The organism is Mesorhizobium sp. EU05-FHT14A09 (assembly GCF_058790995.1).
Window position 1 is genome coordinate 141,357 of the sequence record NZ_JBYTDF010000001.1, and the last position, 21,715, is coordinate 163,071.

The following is a 21,715-nucleotide window of genomic DNA, read 5'->3' on the forward strand; positions in this document are numbered from 1 at the left end:
GAGCATTTCCGTTTCTCCCTGGAAGGCTCCAGCTCCTACGCAACAACCGAATGATCTGAAGGCATAGAATTCCAGCCAAGCATCGATCCGAGGACCGAGATGAGCAAGAATTTCCTGATCGCAACCGCCTTCGCCGCCATGCTCTGGCCGGCACACGCCGTGGCCGAGCCGATGCCCGGGGTTCGCGGCATCAATCACATCGGCCTCACCGTACCGGACATCAAGGCGGCTGAGGCATTCTTCGTCGATGTGATGGGGTGCCAGAAGGCGACGAGCTTCGGCCCGTTTCGCGACGACAAGGGCGACTTCATGAAGGATCTCGTCGACGTGGATCCGCGCGCGGTGATCAACGAGATCACCTTGCTGCGCTGCCAATCCGGCTCGAACATCGAGTTGTTCGACTACAGCGCGCCCGACAAGAAGGACGTGCGACCACGCAATTCCGACAATGGCGGCCACCACATCGCCTTCTATGTCGACGACATCGATGCGGCGGCGAAATATCTGACCGCCAAGGGCATCCGTACCCTCAAGGGGCCGATGCCGATCAATGAAGGCCCCGTCGCCGGCCAATCCATTCTCTACTTCTTCACGCCGTGGGGCCTGCAGCTCGAAGCCATCTCTTTCCCGAAAGGCATGGCCTACGAGAAGAATGGCGGCACGGTGTTGTGGTCGAACACGGACCCATCGAAATAAGGAAGACTTGCCATGGCTGAACGGTCATTCGCCAAGGAGGTGAAGAAGCTGAAGCTCGGAGCCGGTGAGGAGTTTACCGGTGAAGGGATTCTGGCCATCACCAAGGCACTGCTGCAATGCGGTGTCGGTTATGTCGGTGGCTACCAGGGCGCACCGATCAGCCATCTGATGGACGTGCTGGCGGACTCCCAGGAAATCCTGGCCGAGCTCGGCGTGCATTTCGAGGCGAGCGCCTCCGAAGCCACCGCCACCGCGATGTTGGCGGCCTCCGTACACTATCCGATCCGTGGCGCCGCCACCTTCAAGTCGACGGTCGGCACCAACGTCGCTTCCGATGCATTGGCCAACCTTGCTTCCGGTGGCGTCACCGGCGGTGCATTGATCATCGTTGGCGAGGACTACGGCGAAGGTTCCTCCATCATGCAGGAGCGCAGCCACGCCTTCGCCATGAAGAGCCAGGTCTGGCTGCTCGATCCGCGTCCGAACCTGCCGTCGATAGTGGCCGCCGTCGAGCACGGCTTCGAATTGTCGGAAGCCTCCAACACGCCGGTCATGCTGCAGGTGCGCATCCGCTGCTGTCACGTGCACGGTTCCTTCACTGCCAAGGACAATGTCCGGCCGGCCATGACCGTCGCCGACGCGCTGGACAATCCGCGCCGCGACACGCAGCGCATCGTGCTGCCGCCGGCCTCGTTCCTGCACGAAAAGGAAAAGATCACCAAGCGCCTGCCGGCGGCCATCGACTACATCAAGCGCCACCAGCTCAACGAGACCTTCGGCGGTTCTGGCAAAGTCGGCATCATCATGCAGGGCGGCATGTACAACGGCGTCATCCGCGCGCTGCAGCGGCTCGGCCTTGCCGATGTCTATGGCGAGACGGAAGTGCCGCTGCACGTGCTCAACGTCACTTATCCGCTGGTAGAGGACGACCTTGTCGCCTTCTGCGCCGACAAGGATGCGGTGCTGATCGTCGAAGAAGGTCAGCCCGACTATATCGAGCAGGCACTGGGATCGATGCTCTACAAGGCCGGCGCTTCGGTGAAGCTGGAAGGCAAGGGCGTGCTGCCGATGGCCGGCGAATATTCCGGCGATGTCATGCTGTCCGGCATCGGCGCCTTCATGCGCAAGCATGGCAGCGACCTGCTGGCGCCGGAGATCCGCGCGCCCAACGTGCCGGCGCCGCCGATCTTCGACGATCTCGCCAAGACGGTGCCGATGCGCCCGCCAGGCTTCTGCATCGGCTGCCCGGAACGGCCGATCTTCGCTGCCACCAAACTGGCCGAGCAGGAATTGGGCAAGCACCACATCGCATCCGACATCGGCTGCCATCTGTTCTCGATCATGCCGCCCTTCGAACTGGGCGCCACGACGATGGGTTATGGTCTCGGCCCGGCTTCGGCTTCCGCCTTCAATTCGCCGGAAGCCAAGCGGCGCTCCATCTCCTTCGTCGGCGATGGCGGCTTCTGGCACAACGGCTTGACGTCCTCGATCGGCAACGCGGTCTTCAACAAGAATGACGGCGTGATCGTGGTCGTGGACAACTACTATTCGGCGGCGACCGGCGGTCAGGACGTGCTGTCCTCGCGCGCCTCCAATCGCACCAAGTCGACCAAGCATCCGATCACCGACGCCATCAAGGGCATGGGCGTGACATGGGTGCGCCATATCGAACGCACCTACGATGTCGGCACCATGCGCGACGCGCTGAAGGAGGCGCTGACGACGGAGGAGAAGGGGCCGAAGGTCATCGTCGCCTCGTCCGAATGCATGCTCAACCGCCAGCGTCGCGAAGCGCCGCTGAAGAAAAAGGCGATTGCCGAAGGCAAGCGCATGGTGAAGACCAAGTTCGGTGTCGACGAGGATGTCTGCACCGGCGATCATGCCTGCATGCGTCTCTCCGGCTGTCCGTCGTTGACGGTCAAGCATCTCGACGATCCACTGCGTGATGACCCAGTTGCGGCGATCGACGAGAACTGCGTCGGCTGTGGCAATTGCGGCGAGGTGGCCGATGCCGCTGTGCTGTGCCCGTCCTTCTATCAGGCCGATGTGATTTCCAACCCGACGGGATGGGACCGGTTCTGGTTTGGCCTGCGCCAGCGCGTCATCACCGCGCTGCAAGGCTGGCGCGAACGCGGCCGGCCGGTGTTTGGAGATGTCGCGGCATGAAGTTTGGTTTGCCGGAGGGGCCGGATACGACCGGCCGCATCATCAAGATCTGTATCCTGGCCGTGGGCGGGCAGGGCGGCGGCGTGCTGAGCGGCTGGGTAACCGATGTCGCTCAGCGCGCCGGCTGGCATGTCCAGTCGACTTCAGTGGCCGGTGTCGCCCAGCGCACCGGCGCCACCATCTATTATGTCGAGATGCTGCCGCGTGACCCGGAGCGGCCGAACGACCATCCCGTTCTTTCGCTCAGCCCTTCGCCGGGCGATGTCGATATCCTCATCGCCGCCGAGCTCGCCGAAGCCGGCCGCGCCGTGCTGCGCGGTTTCGTGACTCCCGATCGCACCACGCTGATCGCCTCCAGCCACCGCATGCTGGCGGTGTCGGAAAAGATCGTCCCAGGCGACGGCCGCGCCGATTCTGATACGGTGTCGCGTCGTTCCGGCGAGGCCGCCAAACGGCTGATCCATTTCGACATGGAAGCGATGGCCAAGAAGGCCGGCAGCGTGGTCTCTGCAAGCCTGTTCGGGGCGCTGGCGGGTTCCGGTGAATTGCCTTTCTCGCGCGAGCAGTTTGAGGCGACCATCAAGGCGGGCGGCAAGGGAACCGAGGCGAGCCTCGCCGCCTTTGCTCTCGCCTATGATCGGACTGCCGGCGCCGAAGCGCCCGCTGGGGCTCCCGATACAAAAGCAAAACAGACCAGGGATACGGTGCTGCCGAAGTCGTTGCAGCGCGGATGGGAAGCCCTGTCTGCCAGGGCGGCGGCGCTGCCGCAGCCGGTTCGCGAACTGGCTGAGCCCGGACTGCGCAAGGTGGTCGACTTCCTCGATCTTGCTTATGGCGAAGACTATCTGTCGGAGCTTGAGCGTCTGGTGGCGGCGGACAGCGAGGCCGAAGGCTATGCCTTTTCGCGCGAGGCTGCGAAGTATGTCGCCAACGCCATGGTCTATGACGACATCATCCGTGTCGCCGACCTGAAGACCCGGCCAGCGCGTTCGCAACGCGTGCGCGACGAGGTGCACCTCGGCAAAAGCCAGACGCTTGCAACGACCGAATATTTCCACCCGCGCATGGAAGAAATGGTCGGCCTGATGCCGGCCGGTCTCGGCGCTGCGCTGGAGGCACGGCCAAGGATGATGAAGGCATTCAATCGCTTCATCGATCGAGGCCGCCGCATCCGCACCGACACGATCTTCGGCTTCGGCATGTTATGGACGGTCGGTGGCCTGCGCCGCTGGCGTCGTGGCCTGCTGCGCCACAAGGTCGAGGCGGCGCATATGCGCGAATGGCTGCAGCTTGCGGAGGCAGAACGCGGCCGTGACTATGCACTTGCTGTAGAAGTGCTGAAGTGTCGGCGCCTGATCAAGGGCTATTCCGATACCCATGCGCGCGGCCATTCCAAGTTCGACAAGGTGCTGGGCTGCCTGCCCATGCTGCGCGGACGCGGCGATGCGGCGGACTGGGTAAGGCGTCTGCGCGAAGCGGCTCTTGCCGATGCCGATGGTGTCGCTCTCGACGGTGCCATCAAGACGGTGCGCTCCTTCGCGGATGATTCCAGTAAATTGGCTGGGTGATTTGAGCCGGTCCGTTCCGATTGACGGACCCTGCAGTTACTTTATGCTTTGACCATCACGGATGGAGTCGAGGCCATCTGCGAGCCGCGCCGGGGGGCGCGGTGTGTTTGATGGGGCGCCCGCGTGATGCGGCAGGGGTGGGTTCATCGATGGCGGATACAGATATCGAAGGCTGGCTCGATAGCGAGACCAAGGCGGCGGAAGCGCCGGCCGATCATGGCGACGAGACGCGGCTGTGGTTGCGCCTGCTCACCTGCACGACACTTATTGAAGCAGAGATCCGCCGCCAGCTGCGCGAGGAATTCGACTTTACCTTGCCGCGTTTCGATCTGCTGGCCCAGCTCGAGCGGGCGGAAGACGGCATGGTGCTGGGCGAGGTTTCGCGCCGCATGATGGTGTCGGCGGGCAATCTCACCGCATTGGTCGAGCGCCTGGTCGAAAGCGGCCATATCAGTCGCACCACCTCGCCAACGGACCGCCGTGTACAGATCGTGGCGCTTACCGACTTCGGCCGCAAGGAATTCCGCAAGATGGCTGATCGCCATGGCGATTGGATCGGTGCGCTGTTCCAAGGATTGTCGCCACGCGACCGCGAGGTGCTGATGAAGGAACTTGGCAAGCTGAAAGGCTCGATCCGTGGCGCGCTTGCGGATAACGCTTGACCGGAAACTCTTCCTGAATTGAAAAGGCCGCGCAGCGTTCGCTGTGCGGCCTTTGTTCTGTCACTCCCGCATCACTTCGCGGGCGGCGCCGGGTGACCTGCCGCGCTTCAGGCTGGGCAGCGCCAGCATCAGCAGCACGAACATGCCGGTAGCCAGCTTCAGGTCGGGCGGCGGCATGCCGGCGGCCAGACACAGCGAGACGAGCTGGTAGTAGACGACAGCGCCGACGAAAGGTGCTGCCAGTTGCCGCAGCACCGTCTGCTTGCCGGTGATCGCCTCGCCGATCATCAGCGCGGCCAGGCCGTTGATGAGGATGCCGAGGCCCATATTGACGTCGGCGAAACCCTGCGACTGCACCATCAGGGAGCCACTGAGCGCCGAAAACGCGCTCGCCAGGCCAACACCGCCGATGGTCGCCGTCCAGACATTGATGCCCTGGGCTTCGGCCATGTCGGGATTGGCTCCGACCGCGCGGATGCCGGTGCCGCGTTCCGTCTTGAAGAACAGATAGAGCAGTATGAGCACGAGCAGGCCGAGCGCACCGGCAATGACGATCTTGGTGCTCGGGAAGCCCGGCTGGCCGAAGGGCGACCACTGGAACAGCGAAGGCATGCCGAACACCGACAGGTTGGAGCGGCCCATGATGCGCAGATTGATCGAGTAGAGCATCGTCATCATCAGGATGCCGGCGAGCAGCGTGTGAATACGGAAGCGCAGGTGGATGTAGGCCGTGCAGCAACCCGCGGCGAAGCCGGCGATGAGTGCGGCAGCGATCGCCGTCAGCGGCGACTGTCCGGCCGCCAGAAGCACGCCGGCGACACAGCCGCCGAGCGGGAAGGCGCCCTCGCTGGTGAGGTCCGGGAAGGAGAGCATCCTGAACGGGATCATGATGCCGAGCACCACGAAGGAGAGGATGAGGCTCTGCGCCAGGGTGACGGGAACGAGCGCGACAAAGCTCGAGAAAATGTCCTGGATCATGGCGATCAGCTCGCGAGCAGCATGCGGTCGCTCTTGACGGCGAAATGGCCGATCAGGTCCGCAACGGAGGTCTGTTTCTTTTCCTCGCCAGTGATTTCAAGGCGGACCTTGCCGGCGTCGAGCATGATGATGCGGTTTCCATAGTCGACGGCGTGCTGCATGTTGTGCGTGACCATCAGCGTGGTGAGCTTCAGCGCCTCAACCGCACGAATGGTCGCCTTCATGACGATATCGGCCGTGCGCGGGTCGAGCGCGGCGGTATGTTCGTCAAGCAAGAGCAGTTCCGGTTCGCCACCCACCGCCATGATCAGCGAAAGCGACTGGCGCTGGCCGCCGGAAAGCAGTTCGACGCGGGTATCCAATCGGTTCTCAAGCCCAAGGCCGAGCAGTGCCAGGCGCTCCTTGTATGCGGCAAGCCGCGTGGCGTTGAGCCCCTGGCGCAGCCGGCGCTTCTGGCTGCGCAGGTCGGCCAGCAGCATGTTCTCGGCCACCGTCATCGAGGCGGCCGTGCCCTTCATCGGATCCTGGAAGACGCGAGCGAGCTTGGCAGCCCGCTTGTAGACCGGCATCCCCGTCACGTCGGTTTCGTTGATCTGCACCTTGCCGGTGTCGAGTATCAACGCGCCGGAGATGGCATTGAGCATGCTGCTCTTGCCGGCACCGTTGGAGCCGATGACAACGCCGAAATCACCCGTCTTGAGCGAGAGGCTCAAGCCGTCGAGCGCGATCTTTTCGTCGGCCTGTCCTTTGAAGAATATCTTGCGTGCCGATTTTATTTCCAGCATCCGCACCCTCCCGGCGCAACGGTCCGGCGGCGGGTTCCGCCGACCATGACGCGCGCTGTCCAATCTTTCAGGAGCCGCTGTGCATCACAACGGCAGCAGCTTCCTGGTGCTTAAGAAAAAGCGGCGCCCGAGTGTTCAGTTCCGGGCGCCGCCACGCTGTCCTTACTTTACCGAACTCAGTCGGCGAAGCACTTGCAGTCGTCCAGCGCCGCCGGGATCTTGATGCCGAAGTCAGCCGCGACCTTCTTCGAGATCAGCGGGCTGTGATCGGCATAGGCCGGACGGAACGGCGGGATTTCCTTGGGGTCCTTGCCCTTCAGGATTTCAGCAGCGATCTTGCCTGCGGCTAGGCCGACCTGATCGTAATTGACCGCGAAGCTGGCCGGAACCACGCCCTTGCGCACGGCACCGTCGTCGGAGTTGACGATCGGGATTCCGGCCTGGCGGGCAGCGGCCGAAACGGCTGCGATCGCCGGCTGCAGGAGGTTGGAAGCAGGCGTGTAGATCACGTCGGCCTTGCCGGCCAAGGAGGCGATGCGCTGCTGGATGTCGTTGACGTTGTCGACGCCGACTGCAACCACTTCGAAGCCGGCCTTGGGCGCGGCTTCCTTGATCTTTTCGAGCACGGCCACATCATTGGCCTCGCCCGGATTGTACGGAACGCCGAGGCGCTTGGCCTCGGGCAGCAGCTTCTTGGTGAATTCCATCACCGCTGCCACGTCCTGCAGGTCGGACGAACCGGTGATGCCGGTGTCGCCGGCTTCCCACGACGGGACCAGCTTGGCGGCGACCGGGTCGGTCACGGCGGTGAAGACGATGTTGATGCCGCTGCCGGCGAGCTGCTGCTTGGCGATCTGCGACACAGGGGTGGTCACGGTGTAGATCAGCTTCGGGTTTTCCGCCTTCAGCTTCTCGATCATCTGCGGCACCAGCGTGGCGTCGAAATTGGTGTGGCTTTCGGTGAAGACCACATCCTTGCCCTCGACGAAGCCGTTTTCGGCCAGGCCCTTCTTGAAGCCGGCGATCGAGGCGTTGAGCTGCGGATGCTCGCCGAAATTGGCAATGCCGATACGGATCGGATCTGCGGCGGCGTTGACGACGCTGGCGATCAGCGAACCTGCAAGTACTATTCCGGACAGCCATCCGGCCTTAGACGAAATCATGTTTTCCTCCCAGATTTGGCAAGCGGCCGTCTTCTCCCCGGCGCCCCAGATTGCATCATAACCGGTCGGCAAACCTTGTCAAAAGGTTTATATATAAAATATCTGCTGTGGATGTTTGATATATTATTTTGCCGATCGGCCCGCCAAATATATGATCCTTGCGTGGAGGAAAAGTGCGATGCGGGATGAGGAGCCCTCGACCAAGACGGAAGCGGCCTACTGGCGGCTGCGGCGGGACATCCTGACCACGCGGCTGGAGCCGGGTACGCCGTTGAAGCTCGGCGCGCTGAACCAGATCTATGGCTTCGGCTGGACGCCGTTGCGCGAGGCGTTGTCGCGGCTGGAAGCGGAGAAGCTGGTCACTGCGGTGAGCAACCGTGGCTTCGCGGTCGCACCGGTTTCGCGCGCGGAGTTGGAGGACCTCATCCGGGCCCGCGAAGTGGTCGAGCTGCCACTGCTGGAGGAGTCCATCCGCAAGGGTGGAGCCGAATGGGAGTCGGCGGTGGTCACCGCGCATTACCGGCTGTCCCGTTGTAAATTTTCGCCGGAAGATCCGTCCGAGACTGCGATCGAGGAGTGGGATGAACGCCACGCCGCCTTCCATGCGGCCCTTGTCAGCGCTGCGAGCTCAGCCTGGCTGCTGCGCTTCCAGGCTATGGTCTACGACCAGCTTCGCCGCCATCAGCACTTCCTCAGTCTCGCACCGATGCTGCGCGCTGCGCGCGGCCGTGGCGGCAATTTCGAGAAGGCGGTTGCGGCGTTGCATGACGCCATGGGCATCGATCATCACACGGAGCTGATGGATGCGGCCTTCGACCGCGATATCGAGCGCGCCCGGGCTTTGATGACGGAGCACATCTCCTTCACCTTGCAGGCTTTCGTCACTTTCGAAGGCGTTGACGCCGGCGAGGCTGCCTGACATCGGGAATGCTGGCTGCGGGTGCAAGCCCCCTCTCCGTCTCGCCCTTTGGGCGATCCACCTCTCTCCGCCTTCGGCAGGGCGAGGAACCGCAGTTGAAGTGCCTGCGCCTTTCCAGCTTGGGTTCCTCGCCCCCGTAAAGCGGGGGAGAGGTGGATCGGGCAACGCCCGAGACGGAGAGGGGGGCACTCGAGACAACACAGAAAATCACGCTCTTGAGCGGCTGCCGGTCCCCGGCTGGGGCTGGGCCATCGGCGAGGTTGTGCGACGCCGGTCGAAAGATCGTCTGCGACAATCATTTTAAGCTTGAAATATATTCGGATAGGCTCCACTATCCTTTCATGGTTCACGCACGGCCTCGATTGGCCGTGAGCAGAGCGGAGATGACCATGAAGATCGTGTGTATCGGTGGCGGACCGGCTGGGCTCTATTTTGCCCTGCTGATGAAGAAGCAGAACCCCGAACATCAGGTCACCGTGGTCGAACGCAACCGCCCCTTCGACACCTTCGGCTGGGGGGTGGTGTTCTCCGACGCCACCATGCAGTCGATGCGCAAATGGGATCCGGAAACGGCGGCGACCATCGAGGACGCGTTCAACCACTGGGACGACATCGAGCTGGTGTTCAAGGGGCGCAAGATCCGCACCACCGGTCACGGCTTCGTCGGCATCGGCCGCAAGAAGATGCTGAACATCCTGCAGGATCGCTGCATCGAACTCGGCGTCGAGATGGTGTTCGAACGTGAAGTGAACGGCGACGAGGAATTCCCCGACGCCGATCTCATCATCTCGTCGGACGGCGTCAATTCGCGTATCCGCAACAAATACGCCGACATCTTCCAGCCAGACATGGTGATGCGGCCGAACCGCTTTATCTGGCTCGGCACCAGCAAGGCCTTCGACGCCTTCACCTTCGATTTCCAGCGCACCGAGCATGGCTGGTTCCAGGCCCATATCTACCGCTTCGACGACAACACCTCGACCTTCATCGTCGAAACCACCGATGAGGTGTTCAAGGCGCATGGCATCGACGAGATGGACCAGGACCAGTCGATCGCCTTTTGCGAAAAGCTGTTCGCCGAAACGCTGGATGGCCACAGCCTGATGACCAACGCGCGCCATCTGCGCGGTTCGGCTTGGCTGAATTTCGGCCGCCTGATCTGCGGCAAGTGGAGCCATTTCAACGGCAACAGCCATGTCGTGCTGATGGGTGACAGTGCCCACACCGCGCATTTCGCCATTGGCTCGGGCACCAAGCTTGCCATCGATGACGCGATCGAGCTGACCAACCAGTTCAACATCGCGGGGCACGACGCCAAGAACATTCCGGTCGTGCTCGAGGCCTATGAAGAAGTACGCCGTGTCGATGTCGCGCGCATCCAGAATGCCGCCCGCAATGCCATGGAATGGTTCGAGGTGGTCGGCACGCGTTATGCCGACACGCTGGAACCGGAGCAGTTCATGTATTCGATGCTGACGCGCTCGCAGCGCATCAGCCACGAAAATCTGCGTCTGCGCGACAAGGATTGGCTGGAGGGTTACGAGCGCTGGTTCGCCGAGCGTGCCGGCGCGCCGGCCCAACCGAATGGCCGCCCGATCCCGCCGATGTTCACGCCCTACAGGGCGCGTGGCCTGACGCTGCACAACCGCGTCATCGTCTCGCCGATGGCGATGTATTCGTCCAAGGACGGCATGCCGAACGACTTCCATCTCGTCCATCTCGGCTCCCGTGCCATGGGCGGCGCCTCGTTGGTCTTCCCGGAAATGATCTGCGTGTCGCCTGACGCGCGCATCACGCCGGGCTGTCTCGGCCTGTGGAACGAGGAACAGAAGGAAGGCTACCGCCGTCTCGTCGATTTCGTGCACAACGACACGCCGGCCAAGATCGGTATCCAGCTCGGCCATGCCGGCCGCAAGGGTGCGACCAAGGTCGCCTGGGAAGGGACCGACCAGCCGGTGGAGCAGGGTGGTTGGCCGCTGATCTCGGCCTCTGCGATTCCCTATCTGCCCAATTCGGATGTGCCGCGCGCTGCCACGAAGGAGGATCTCGAAAGGATCAAGGCGGATTTCGTGCAAGCCACGAAATGGGCTGACGAAGTCGGTTTCGACATCCTCGAACTGCACTGTGCGCACGGCTACCTGCTCTCCGCCTTCCTGTCGCCGCTGACCAATCTTCGCGACGACGAATATGGCGGAGACCATGCGGCGCGCGCCAGATATCCGCTCGAGGTCTTCCAGGCGATCCGCGCGGTGTGGCCCGAGGACAAGCCGATCTCGGTCCGCCTCTCGACCAATGACTGGTATGAAGGCGGCAACACGCCGGAGGACGCCGCAATCTTCGCGGCCATGTTCAAGGACGCCGGTGCCGACCTCATCGACTGCTCGTCGGGGCAGGTGGTGAAGCAGGAAAAGCAGGTCTTTGGCCGTATGTGGCAGACGCCTTTCTCCGACAAGATCCGCAACGAGGTCCAGGTGCCGACCATCGCCGTCGGTGCGATCTCTGAGGCCGACCACGCCAATTCGGTGATCGCGGCCGGCCGCGCCGATCTCTGCGCCATCGCCCGTCCGCATCTTGCCGACCCGTCCTTCGTCATGCACGAAGCTGCCAAGGTCGGTTATTCCGGCCAGGTCTGGCCGAAGCAGTATTATGCGAGCCGGCAGCAATATGAGGCCAACCTGGCCCGCGCCGCGGCCGAAGCGTCGGGGCGCAAATGAGCGCAACGCGTCACGCTTTCATCACCGGTGCCGGCAGCGGCATCGGCCGTGCCATCGCGCTCGCATTGGCACAGAGCGGGCATGTCGTCTCGCTGGCCGGCCGCCGCGCCGGACCGCTGGAAGAGGTTGCCGGGGAGATTGCGGCCCGTGGTGGCCGATCCGTCGTGATCGATGGGTTCGACGTGACCGACGCCGAGGCGATCGCAGCGGGAAGCGCCAGGGCGATCGCCGCCTCGGGTGACGTGTCGGTTCTGGTCAACTGTGCCGGTGAGGCGCCATCAGCGCCCTTCGAACGCACGGATGCCGCACTTTGGGGCCGCGTCATCGGTATCAACCTGACCGGCACCTTCCTCGTCACGCAGGCCTTGCTGCCATCGATCCGCAAGGCTGCAAAGGGTCGCATCGTCAACGTCGCCAGCACCGCCGGCTTGACCGGCTACGCTTACGTTTCGGCCTATTGCGCCTCCAAGCACGGCGTCATCGGCCTGACCAGGGCGCTGGCGCTGGAGCTTGCCCGCACCGACATCACCGTCAACGCCGTCTGTCCGGGTTTCACCGACACGCCATTGCTCGACGGCGCGGTCGACACCATCGTCGGCAAGACCGGCCGCACCGCCGATGAGGCCCGCGCCAGCCTTGCCCGCGCCAATCCGCAGGGTCGTCTGGTGACGCCGCAGGAGGTGGCCGATGCGGTGCTGTGGCTGGCGTCCGAGGGAGCGGGCGCCATCACTGGCCAGGCGATCGCCGTTGCCGGCGGTGAGGTCATGGCAGGCTGACTACAAATAAAAAGGGAGGAACACATGACTGAAAAAGCATTGGAAAAAGGCATCACTGAAAACGGCACCGGCTACGAAGAAACCGAGTGGAACATTCTCGGCCAGCGCTATTTTCCGAAGGCCACCTGCGCTTCCAGCTTTGCCTTCGAGACCAACAGCGAAGCCGGACAGTTCGTGCCGGTCCACATCCATCCGACGCAGGAGGAATTCATCCTCGTGCAGGAAGGGCAACTGGAACTGAAGCTCGACGGCAAGTGGTCCACGGCCAAGGCCGGCGATCTGGTGCGCTTGCCGCGCGGCGTTCCGCACGGCTATTTCAACAAGTCCGACAAGCCGGCGCGTGCGCTGTTCTGGGTGTCGCCCGCCGGTAATCTCGAGGACCTGTTCAGGAAACTGCACAACCTCACCGATGTCGAGGAAGTGGTGCGGCTCTCGGCTGAACATGACGTGGATTTCCTGCCGCCGTCGGCCAACGACTGACGACCGGCCCGCATAACAGGACGACACACCGGCCCGCCGATGGGCGTGCCGGAAGCAAGCAAGGCCTGCACGCCGATAGGCGTACTGGAATCAAGCAAGGACAAATGAGCGATGACCGACGCGATGCTGGACAAGAAGCGCCCCTTCAAGGGCCACGAGGCCAAGCACTTCCTGTTCGAGACCGATGCGGATGGCCGTGTCGCCACGATCACGCTCAACCGGCCGGAGCGCAAGAACCCGCTGACCTTCGAAAGCTATGAGGAGCTGGGCGACCTGTTCCGCTCGCTGCACAAGGCCAGCGATGTCCGTGCCATCGTCCTGGCCGGCGCCGGCGACAATTTCTGCTCTGGTGGTGACGTGTTCGAGATCATCGAACCGCTGACCAAGATGGCGATGCCGGAGCTTCTGGCCTTCACCCGCATGACCGGAGACCTGGTTCGCCAAATCCGCGCCTGCCCGCAGCCGATTATCGCCGCGGTCGACGGCATCTGCGCCGGCGCAGGCGCGATCCTGGCGATGAGTGCCGACTACCGTGTCGCGACGCCTGAAGCCAAGACCGCCTTCCTGTTCACCCGCGTCGGTCTGGCCGGCGCCGACATGGGCGCTTGCGGCATTCTCCCGCGCATCATCGGCCAGGGCCGTGCCGCAGAGTTGCTGTTCACCGGCCGCTCGATGTCGGCCGCCGAAGGCCATGCTTGGGGGTTCTACAATGCGCTGCATGAGCGCCCCGTCATGCTGGCCGAGGCGCAGCGTTTCGCCCGCAATCTCGCCGATGGACCGTGGTTCGCGCATTCCATGACCAAGAAGATGCTCGACCAGGAATGGTCGATGGGCATTGAAGAACTGATTGAATCCGAAGCTCAGGCGCAGGCCATCTGCATGGCGACGGGCGATTTCCGCCGTGCTTTCGAGGCCTTCGCTGCCAAGACGAAGCCGGTTTTCGAAGGGAACTGACGATGGACAATCCGCAGCGTTCCGGCGGCCCGACGCGGGATCATCTCGACTGGCCGTTCTTTGCCGAGAACCATAGGAAGCTTGCTGCCGACCTCGATCATTTCGTCGGCGGCGGTGGTCTTGGCCACATCGACCACCACGATGCCGACGGCGCCTGCAAGGGGCTGGTTCGCAAGCTCGGCGCCGGCGGTTTCCTGCGCCATTGCGTGCCGTCGGAATTCGGCGGCGCGGCTGTGGAAATCGACAGCCGTTCGCTCTGCCTGGTCCGCGAGACGCTCGCTTATGCCGACGGGCTGGCGGATTTCGCCTTTGCCATGCAGGGCTTGGGCACCGGCGCCATCAGCCTGTCCGGCTCGCCTGAGATCAAGCAGAGCATCCTGCCAAGGATCGCCAAAGGCGAGTTGATCTCGGCCTTCGCATTGACCGAGCCGGAAGCCGGTTCGGATGTGGCCGCGATGAGCACGTCGGCCGAGCGCCAGGGCGACGAATTCGTGCTCAATGGCGAGAAAGTCTTCATCTCCAACGGCGGCATCGCCGACGTCTACACTGTCTTTGCCCGCACCGGCGAAGCTCCGGGAACGCGCGGCATCTCCGCCTTTGTCGTCTATGCCGACACGCCCGGTTTCCACATTGCCGAGCGCATCGAGACGATCGCGCCGCATCCGCTGGCCCGCATCCGCTTCGAAAACTGTCGCGTACCGGCAGCCAACCTGCTCGGTCAGCCGGGCGAGGGTTTCAAGATCGCCATGCGCACGCTGGACATCTTCCGCCCGTCGGTTGCCGCCGCTGCCCTTGGTTTCGCACGGCGTGCGCTCGACGAAGCGGTGGCGCATGCCAAGGCGCGCAAGATGTTCGGCGCCACGCTTGCCGATCTGCCGACCGCGCAAAGCACGCTGGGCGAGATGGCAACGGCGATCGATGCCGCGTCGCTCCTGACCGTGCGCACCGCCTGGCGGCGCGACGTGCAGAAATTGCCGATCACCCGCGAAGCGGCGATGGCCAAGATGACGGCCACCGAAAACGCGCAATGGGTGATCGACCAGGCGCTGCAGATGTTCGGCGGGCGCGGCGTACGCGTCGGTGAGATCACCGAGACGCTGTACCGCGAGATCCGAGCGCTGCGCATCTATGAGGGCGCAACGGAAGTTCAGAAGCTGATCATCGGCCGCGAGCTGATGAAGGCCGGGAAATGACTGGAGTAGACATGACTGTGACCGCAATCTCCGAACACAAGGCCGCCACGACGCCGCACCGGGTGCTGCAGCCCGAAGGCTGGGCGAAGCCGATCGGCTACGCCAACGGCATGGAGGCACGCGGCCGTACCATCTTCGTCGGCGGCCAGATCGGCTGGAACAGCCAGTGCAAGTTCGAGGTGCATGATCTGCCGGGCCAGATCCGGCAGACGCTGGAGAACGTCATCGCCATCCTGCGTGAGGGCGGCGCCGGCCCCGAGCACATCACGACCATGACCTGGTACGTGACCGACCGGAAAGCCTACTCCTCGTCGCTGAAGGAGATCGGCGCCGCCTGGAAGGCGACCATGGGCCGCAACTTCCCGGCCATGGCAGTGGTCCAGGTGTCGGGCCTGATCGAGGACGAAGCGCTGGTGGAAATCCAGGCAACCGCGGTCGTCCCTGACTGAGGAGGTTTGACGTTCTCTTTCGGACTGCGGTGCTGCCCCTCATCTGCCTGCCGGCATCTTCTCCCCGTGAACGGGGAGAAGTCCGCTCCCGCCAAGGCCTTCGCCAATCGCCGGCGTTGCAGGAATAGCGCCGTCATCGCGGCCAGCGTCCTTCTCCCCGTCACTATACGGGGAGAAGTGCCCGGTAGGGCGATGAGGGGCCGCGCGGGCCAAGCGATTCTTGGCCGGGACGGCGGGCCTTATAGTACCGTGCGAACGGTCCACAGTTCGGGGAACAGCACCACTTCCAGCATCTTGCGCAGATAGGAGACGCCGCCGGTGCCGCCGGTGCCGCGCTTCAGGCCGATGATGCGCTCCACCGTGGTGACGTGGTTGAAACGCCAGCGCCGGAAGTAGTCCTCGAAATCGACGAGCTTTTCGGCGAGTTCATAGAGGTCCCAGTATTTCTGCGGCGCGGCATAGACTGCCTTCCACGCTTCCAGAACCTGCGGGTTCTCCTCGCGCGTCTCGCGCCAGCTGGTGCGGGTGGCGTCGGCGCCGATGTCGAAGCCGTTGCGCGACAGAAGCAGCAGCGCCTCGTCATAGAGGCTGGGTTCGGCGAGGATTTCCTCGAGCTTGGCGATCAGGTCCGGCTGATGCGCGTGCGGTCCGAGCATGGCCGCATTGCGGTTGCCGACCATGAATTCGACGGCGCGATACTGATAGGACTGGAAGCCGGAGGACTGGCCGAGCGAGTTGCGGAACTCGGTGTATTCGCTGGGTGTCATGGTACGCAGCACGTCCCAGGAATTGTTCAACTGCTCGAAGATGCGCGCCACGCGCGTCAGCATCTTGAACGCCGGCTGCGGCCGGTCGGAACGGATCTCGCGCATCGCCGAGCGGATCTCGTGGATCGCCAGCTTCATCCACAGTTCCGACGTCTGGTGCTGCACGATGAACAGCAGTTCGTCATGGGCGGTGGAAAGCGGCTCCTGCGCATCCAGGATGCGCTCAAGGTGCAGATAGTCGCCATAGGCCATGCGTTCCTTGAACGACATCTGCGCGCCTTCCTGGGAAGGATCGTAGGGCTTGCTCATGTCACCAGCGCCTTCTTGCGGTACTGGGGCTCGTCCCAGAGCTTGTTCTTCATGACGTCTTCCAGGATACCGACCGCGCCGAGCACTTCCTGCTCGCCGATGTAGAGCGGCGTGAAGCCGAAGCGGACGGCGTCGGGCGCACGGAAGTCGCCGATCACGCCGCGCGCGATCAGCGCCTGCATGATGGCGTAGCCTTCAGGGTGGCGGAACGACACCTGGCTGCCGCGTTCCGCACCGTTGCGCGGCGAGGCGAGCGTCAGCTCCGGGCAGCGTGCCTCGACCTCGCGGATGAAGAGATCGGCGAGCGCGATCGACTGTTTGCGCACGTCGGCCATCGACACGCCGTCCCAGGCATCCATCGCGGCATCGAGCGCGGCCATGGCGATCACCGCCGGGGTGCCGACGCGCATGCGGTCGATGCCGGCGCCCGAGCGGTAGTCGAGGTCGAAGGCGAAGGGGCTCTCATGGCCGAGCCAGCCGGACAAGGCAGGGCGCACCTTGCCGGCATGTTTCGGTGCGACATAGATGAAGGCCGGGGCGCCGGGACCGCCATTGAGATATTTGTAGGTACAGCCGACAGCGAAGTCGGCCTTGGCACCTTCGAGGTCGACGGCCAGAGCGCCGGCCGAATGCGCCAGATCCCAGACGGTCAGCACGCCGGCGGCATGCGCCTTGGCCGTCAGCTTCTTCATGTCGTGCAGGCGGCCGGTGCGGTAGTCCACCTCGGTGATCATCAGCACGGCGACGCTGTCGTCGATCGCTGCCTCGACCTCTTCCGGATCGACCACTTTCAGCTCATAGCCCTTGTCGAGCGAGCGCAGCAGACCCTGCGCCATATAGAGGTCGGACGGGAAGTTGCCGTTGTCGGAGAGCACGACGCGTCGCGACGGATTGAGCTCCAGCGCGGAGGCAAGCGCCTGATAGACCTTGATCGACAGCGTGTCGCCGACGACGACCGTGCCTTCGGGAGCGCCGATCAGCTTGCCGATGCGGTCGCCGAGCTTGCGCGGCTGCAGCATCCAGCCGGATGCGTTCCAGCCGCGGATCAATTGCTCGCCCCACTGCGCGGTCATCATCTCCTGCACGTGCTGGGTCGCGCTTTTCGGCAGCGGCCCCAGCGAATTGCCGTCGAGATAGAACACGCCGTCCGGCATGTGGAAGAGGCTGCGCGTCCTTGTGAAGTCGGTCATGGTCAGTGCGTGTCTTTCAAGCGGAAACGTTGGATCTTGCCGGTCTGGGTTTTCGGCAGCGCATCGATGAACTTGATCGAGCGCGGATATTTGTAAGGCGCGATGGTCGCCTTGACATGGTCCTGCAGGCGCTTGGCGGTCAGCTCATCGGCTGCCACGCCTGCCACCAGCACGACATGCGCCTGCACGATCTGGCCACGCTCCTCGTCGGCCGCGCCGATGACGGCGCATTCCTTGACGTCGGCGTGCGACAGCAGCGCTGCCTCCACCTCCGGCCCGGCGATGTTGTAGCCGGCCGAGATGATCATGTCGTCGGAGCGTGCGGCGAAGTGCAGATAACCGTCCTCGTCCTGGAAGAAGGAATCGCCGGTCAGGTTCCAGCCCTTGCGCACATACTTGGTCTGGCGGTCGTCGGCCAGATAGCGGCAGCCGGTCGGTCCGCGCACGGCCAGCCGCCCGACTTCGCCGCGCGGCAGCTCGTTCATGTCGTCGTCGACGATCTTGGCTTCATAGCCGCCGACGGGCTTGCCGGTGCAGGCCGGCTTGGAATCGCCGAAACGGTTGGAGATGAAGATGTGCAGCATCTCGGTGGCGCCGATGCCGTCGAGCATCGGCTTGCCGGTCTTCTCCATCCATTCCTCGTAGACCGGCGCCGGCAGCGTTTCGCCGGCCGATACGGCGGCGCGCAGCGAGGAGAGGTCGGCGCCCTTGTCCATCGCCGCCAGCATGGCGCGATAGGCGGTCGGTGCGGTGAAGCAGACGGTGGCGCGATAGATCTGGATGATCTCGACCATGTTGGGCGGCGAGGCGTTCTCCAAAAGGGTGGCGGCCGCGCCGAAGCGCAGCGGGAAGATCGCCAGCCCGCCGAGGCCGAAGGTGAAGGCGAGCGGCGGCGAGCCGATGAAGACGTCTTCCGGCGTCACGCTCAGCACTTCGCGGGCATAGCCGTCGGCGATGATGAGAAGATCGCGGTGGAAATGCATCGTCGCCTTCGGCATGCCGGTGGTGCCGGAGGTGAAGCCGAGCAGGGCGACGTCGTCGCGCCCGGTCTTGACCGCATCGAAGCGCACCGACTTGTCGAGCGCGACGCGGTCGAGTTCCGCGTCATGATTGGCGGTGCCGTCGAAGCCGATGACCTGCTTCAGGAAGTTGCTCTGCTTGGCGCAGGCCACCATCTCCTCCATCAGCCGGGTGTCGCACAGCGCCAGTGTGATCTCGGCCTTGTCGATGATCTGGGCAAGCTCGCCGGCGCGCAGCATCGGCATGGTGTTGACCACCACGGCACCGGCCTTGGTCGCGGCGAGCCAGCAGGCCACCATGGCCGGGTTGTTGGCCGAGCGGATCAGCACCCGGTTGCCCGGCTTGACGCCGTAATTCTCGACCAGCGCATGCGCCAGCCGGCTGGTCCAGTCGGCCAGTTCCTTGTAGGTGCGGCGGCGGCCGTTGCCGATCAGCGCGGTATGGTCGCCGAAGCCCTTTTCGACCATGCGGTCGGTCAGTTCGACGCCGGCATTGATGTGATCGGGATAGTCGAAGCCGTCGAGCAGGAAGTCCGGCCAAAGGTCCGGGGGCGGGAGATTGTCTCGTGCAAACGTGTCGGTATGCGCCGTCGGCCCAAGCATCTCGTTCGATCTCCCAGCTTCCGTAAGGTCTACGCCGGCCATCTTGGTGGGGCCTTGTTCTGGGGTGGTAGGAGCAGCCCTGCCGCGTCCCCACCCGTTCCGCTGATGGAAACGCTCGCATAGCGCCAAAGTTATTTCAAGCATAAAGTTTATCGTTGCGCTGGCCCGGCGCTTGCCTATGGTAGAGGCCGAGGATGCCGGCCGCAGTCGGCAGGGAAGGGACAGCGAACATGGTCGTTCACAACATCGTCGACTGGGACAATGCCTACACCAACGGCGCCAACATCGCCGGCGGCGACCGCTGGCCCACGGCCTGGGTGGCGCCGGCGGCAGCCTATCGCGACGAACTGGCGGCGTCCGGCCGCGCGCAGCTCGACATCGCCTATGGTCCGGCAACACGCAACCGGTTCGACCTGTTCCTGCCGGCCGGCACGCCGAAGGGCCTCGTCGTCTTCGTGCATGGCGGCTACTGGATGGCGCTCGACAAGAGCTTCTGGTCGCATCTGGCGCGCGGCGCCGTCGAAAGCGGCCATGCGGTGGCGATGCCGTCCTATACGCTGGCGCCCGAGGCCCGCATCGGCCAGATCTCGGCCGAAATCGCTGCGGCGATAACCAAGGCTGCGGAGCTGGTCGCCGGCGACATCCGCCTGACCGGCCATTCCGCCGGCGGTCATCTGGTCACGCGCATGATTGCGGCGACGTCACCGTTGCCGGAGGCCGTGCGCAGCCGTGTTGTCAACACCGTCTCGCTGTCCGGCGTGCATGACCTGCGGCCGATCATGAACACCGGGATGAACAACACGCTGAAGATCGATGCCGCGGAAGCCGCCGTCGAGAGCCCCGCTTTGCTAGCACCGATGGATGGGGCGCGGCTGGTCTGTTGGGTCGGTTGCGGCGAACGCGCGGAGTTCATCCGCCAGTCGCAGCTTCTCGCCAACATCTGGACCGGGCTTGGTGCCTCGACCGGCTTCTACGCCGAGCCGGACCGTCATCATTTCAGCGTCATCGATGGTTTGGCCGATGCCGCGCATCCGCTGACCCGGACACTGCTCGAAGGTTAGTTCTTCAGACCTGCCGTGCCTCGAAGCGGCAGGCTGGAGCCCCGCAAGCCACGCATTCGGTTTCGCGTGCGACGACGTCGTCCCTGTCCAGCACCATGCGGCCGACCGCTGTCGCCATGCCGGCGATGGCGTGGCAGACCGGTTGCGAAGCGGCGCCATAGCCGGCCGCGAACGGGCTGTTGCGAACGGTGAGGTCGATGCCGGAAGAATTCCGCGCAAACGACCATGCGCCCCAACCCAAGTCGGGCGCGGTGTTGGCCACCGTCGCCAGCAGGGCGCCGACATCGCCGCCGCCATGCGCCTTGTAGGCACGCGCGCTGTCGCCGCCCATTTCGATCACCGAAGCTGCCAGTGCTTCGAGCGCCTTCCGCCGGGTCTCGTCGTCCAGGCGACGGAATAGCCCCATAAGCGCCTCGGGCCGCATCAGCATGTAGCGGCGGCTTTCGTCGAGCACTTGGCCATTGGCGCCATCGAAGTCCAGCCGTTCGCGAAAGGGCGGCTTCATGATGCCGCTCCGGCGAAATCTCGCACCACGCCGTTGAAGGCGTCGCGCACCACGTCGACATCGGAGGCGAGCACAACAAGGTGATAGCCCTCGGCACGCCGCTCGAGCGCCTTGTCGATGGTGCCGGTGAAGATGCCGCACGGGATGCCTGCCTTCGCACAGGCTTCCTTCACGCGCATGCAGCCTTTTTCCACAACGTCGCCCCCATGGCCCTGTGCCGCATAGGAGATGCCGAGATCGCCGGTGCCGATCAGCACGAAGTCCAGCCCGGGCGTGGTGAGGATTGCCTCGGCCTGGTCGACCCCTGCAGCGGTCTCGATCATCAGTCCGACGGCGACATGTCCCGCCCGTTCGAGATAGGTGCCGAACCCCATCGACAGCGGCCGCACGCCGCCACCCGAGCGGTGGCCGTGCGGCGGGAAACGGGCGGCGGAGATCGCCTGCTCGGCCTGCGAACGGCTTTCGATCAGCGGCACCAGCACGCCGTCGCAGCCGGCATCGAGCGCATTGCCGATCGCCGTCGTCGAACTGTCCGCGACGCGTGCGATCACCGGAGCGGTGCCGGCTGCAATGCCGACGGTCGTCTCCAGCGAGCGGCGATCCCACAGCCCGTGCTGCAGGTCGATGACCAGCGCATCGGCGCCGGAATGCGCCGCCATTTCGGTGATCGAGGCATGGCCGAGCGTCAGCCAGACCAGGCCGAGCTGATCGTTGGCGGCAAGCCGGGTCTTCAGCCGGCCGGACAGGACAGGGGACAT

The 21,715-nt window shown here is 64.1% G+C and carries 20 protein-coding genes; 12 read left to right on the top strand and 8 right to left on the bottom strand.

Annotated features, from left to right (window positions below; translation table 11 throughout):
• Positions 1-99: 99 nt before the first annotated feature.
• The 4 genes from AC3WTO_RS00640 (at position 100) to AC3WTO_RS00655 (ending at position 5,092) form a co-directional block, all read left to right on the top strand.
• A complete protein-coding gene (locus AC3WTO_RS00640) occupies positions 100-696 on the top strand; it encodes a VOC family protein (RefSeq protein WP_492458749.1) in 597 nt (198 codons plus the stop codon).
• A gap of 12 nt (positions 697-708) precedes the next feature.
• Complete coding sequence (locus AC3WTO_RS00645) at positions 709-2,862, top strand: thiamine pyrophosphate-dependent enzyme (RefSeq protein WP_492458750.1); 2,154 nt, start codon at positions 709-711, stop codon at positions 2,860-2,862.
• Positions 2,859-4,430, top strand: coding sequence for an indolepyruvate oxidoreductase subunit beta family protein (locus AC3WTO_RS00650; RefSeq protein WP_492458751.1), 1,572 nt, complete (start codon positions 2,859-2,861; stop codon positions 4,428-4,430). Before AC3WTO_RS00645 ends, AC3WTO_RS00650 begins: the two co-directional genes overlap by 4 nt.
• A gap of 149 nt (positions 4,431-4,579) precedes the next feature.
• Positions 4,580-5,092, top strand: coding sequence for a MarR family winged helix-turn-helix transcriptional regulator (locus AC3WTO_RS00655; RefSeq protein WP_492458752.1), 513 nt, complete (start codon positions 4,580-4,582; stop codon positions 5,090-5,092).
• Positions 5,093-5,152: 60 nt separating this feature from the next.
• Here the strand turns inward: AC3WTO_RS00655 and AC3WTO_RS00660 are convergent, their stop codons facing one another.
• From AC3WTO_RS00660 to AC3WTO_RS00670, 3 genes are all read right to left on the bottom strand, one after another.
• On the bottom strand, positions 5,153-6,076 hold the full coding sequence (locus tag AC3WTO_RS00660; RefSeq protein WP_492460004.1) for an ABC transporter permease: 924 nt from the start codon (positions 6,074-6,076) through the stop codon (positions 5,153-5,155).
• Positions 6,076-6,855, bottom strand: coding sequence for an ABC transporter ATP-binding protein (locus AC3WTO_RS00665; RefSeq protein ID WP_492458753.1), 780 nt, complete (start codon positions 6,853-6,855; stop codon positions 6,076-6,078). Before AC3WTO_RS00665 ends, AC3WTO_RS00660 begins: the two co-directional genes overlap by 1 nt.
• A 176-nt stretch (positions 6,856-7,031) precedes the next feature.
• Positions 7,032-8,018, bottom strand: coding sequence for an ABC transporter substrate-binding protein (locus AC3WTO_RS00670; protein ID WP_492458754.1), 987 nt, complete (start codon positions 8,016-8,018; stop codon positions 7,032-7,034).
• A 178-nt stretch (positions 8,019-8,196) separates the two neighbouring features.
• On the opposite strand from AC3WTO_RS00670, the gene AC3WTO_RS00675 reads away from it, so the two are divergent.
• The 7 genes from AC3WTO_RS00675 to AC3WTO_RS00705 all read left to right on the top strand — a co-directional run bounded on the left by AC3WTO_RS00675 (position 8,197) and on the right by AC3WTO_RS00705 (position 15,503).
• Complete coding sequence (locus tag AC3WTO_RS00675; RefSeq protein WP_492458755.1) at positions 8,197-8,937, top strand: GntR family transcriptional regulator; 741 nt, start codon at positions 8,197-8,199, stop codon at positions 8,935-8,937.
• 389 nt (positions 8,938-9,326) lie between these two features.
• A complete protein-coding gene (locus tag AC3WTO_RS00680; protein ID WP_492458756.1) occupies positions 9,327-11,651 on the top strand; it encodes a bifunctional salicylyl-CoA 5-hydroxylase/oxidoreductase in 2,325 nt (774 codons plus the stop codon).
• A complete protein-coding gene (locus AC3WTO_RS00685; RefSeq protein WP_492458757.1) occupies positions 11,648-12,427 on the top strand; it encodes an SDR family NAD(P)-dependent oxidoreductase in 780 nt (259 codons plus the stop codon). The genes AC3WTO_RS00680 and AC3WTO_RS00685 overlap by 4 nt, the downstream gene beginning before the upstream one ends.
• 24 nt (positions 12,428-12,451) lie before the next feature.
• Positions 12,452-12,907, top strand: coding sequence for a cupin domain-containing protein (locus AC3WTO_RS00690; protein WP_492458758.1), 456 nt, complete (start codon positions 12,452-12,454; stop codon positions 12,905-12,907).
• Positions 12,908-13,018: 111 nt separating this feature from the next.
• Entirely contained in the window at positions 13,019-13,861 is an 843-nt protein-coding gene (locus tag AC3WTO_RS00695; protein ID WP_492458759.1) for an enoyl-CoA hydratase family protein, read from the top strand.
• Positions 13,862-13,863: 2 nt separating this feature from the next.
• A complete protein-coding gene (locus AC3WTO_RS00700; RefSeq protein ID WP_492458760.1) occupies positions 13,864-15,054 on the top strand; it encodes an acyl-CoA dehydrogenase family protein in 1,191 nt (396 codons plus the stop codon).
• A gap of 11 nt (positions 15,055-15,065) precedes the next feature.
• On the top strand, positions 15,066-15,503 hold the full coding sequence (locus AC3WTO_RS00705) for a RidA family protein (protein WP_492458761.1): 438 nt from the start codon (positions 15,066-15,068) through the stop codon (positions 15,501-15,503).
• Between the two features lie 239 nt (positions 15,504-15,742).
• Here the strand turns inward: AC3WTO_RS00705 and kynA are convergent, their stop codons facing one another.
• From kynA to AC3WTO_RS00720, 3 genes are read right to left on the bottom strand one after another with little or no spacing between them, the layout of a single operon-like run.
• Positions 15,743-16,579 (bottom strand): tryptophan 2,3-dioxygenase, encoded by an 837-nt coding sequence (gene kynA / locus AC3WTO_RS00710; RefSeq protein WP_492458762.1) that lies wholly within the window; start codon positions 16,577-16,579, stop codon positions 15,743-15,745.
• Complete coding sequence (gene kynU, locus AC3WTO_RS00715) at positions 16,576-17,769, bottom strand: kynureninase (RefSeq protein WP_492458763.1); 1,194 nt, start codon at positions 17,767-17,769, stop codon at positions 16,576-16,578. Before kynU ends, kynA begins: the two co-directional genes overlap by 4 nt.
• Positions 17,770-17,771: 2 nt before the next feature.
• On the bottom strand, positions 17,772-19,391 hold the full coding sequence (locus tag AC3WTO_RS00720) for an AMP-binding protein (protein ID WP_492458764.1): 1,620 nt from the start codon (positions 19,389-19,391) through the stop codon (positions 17,772-17,774).
• Positions 19,392-19,621: 230 nt separating this feature from the next.
• Here AC3WTO_RS00720 and AC3WTO_RS00725 point away from each other — a divergent pair, with 230 nt between their 5' ends.
• Positions 19,622-20,452 (top strand): hormone-sensitive lipase, encoded by an 831-nt coding sequence (locus tag AC3WTO_RS00725; RefSeq protein ID WP_492458765.1) that lies wholly within the window; start codon positions 19,622-19,624, stop codon positions 20,450-20,452.
• 4 nt (positions 20,453-20,456) lie between these two features.
• Here AC3WTO_RS00725 and AC3WTO_RS00730 read toward each other — a convergent pair whose 3' ends face one another.
• Both AC3WTO_RS00730 and AC3WTO_RS00735 read right to left on the bottom strand, forming a co-directional pair.
• Positions 20,457-20,957, bottom strand: coding sequence for a V4R domain-containing protein (locus AC3WTO_RS00730; RefSeq protein ID WP_492458766.1), 501 nt, complete (start codon positions 20,955-20,957; stop codon positions 20,457-20,459).
• Positions 20,954-21,715 (bottom strand): HpcH/HpaI aldolase family protein, encoded by a 762-nt coding sequence (locus AC3WTO_RS00735; protein WP_492458767.1) that lies wholly within the window; start codon positions 21,713-21,715, stop codon positions 20,954-20,956. The genes AC3WTO_RS00730 and AC3WTO_RS00735 overlap by 4 nt, the downstream gene beginning before the upstream one ends.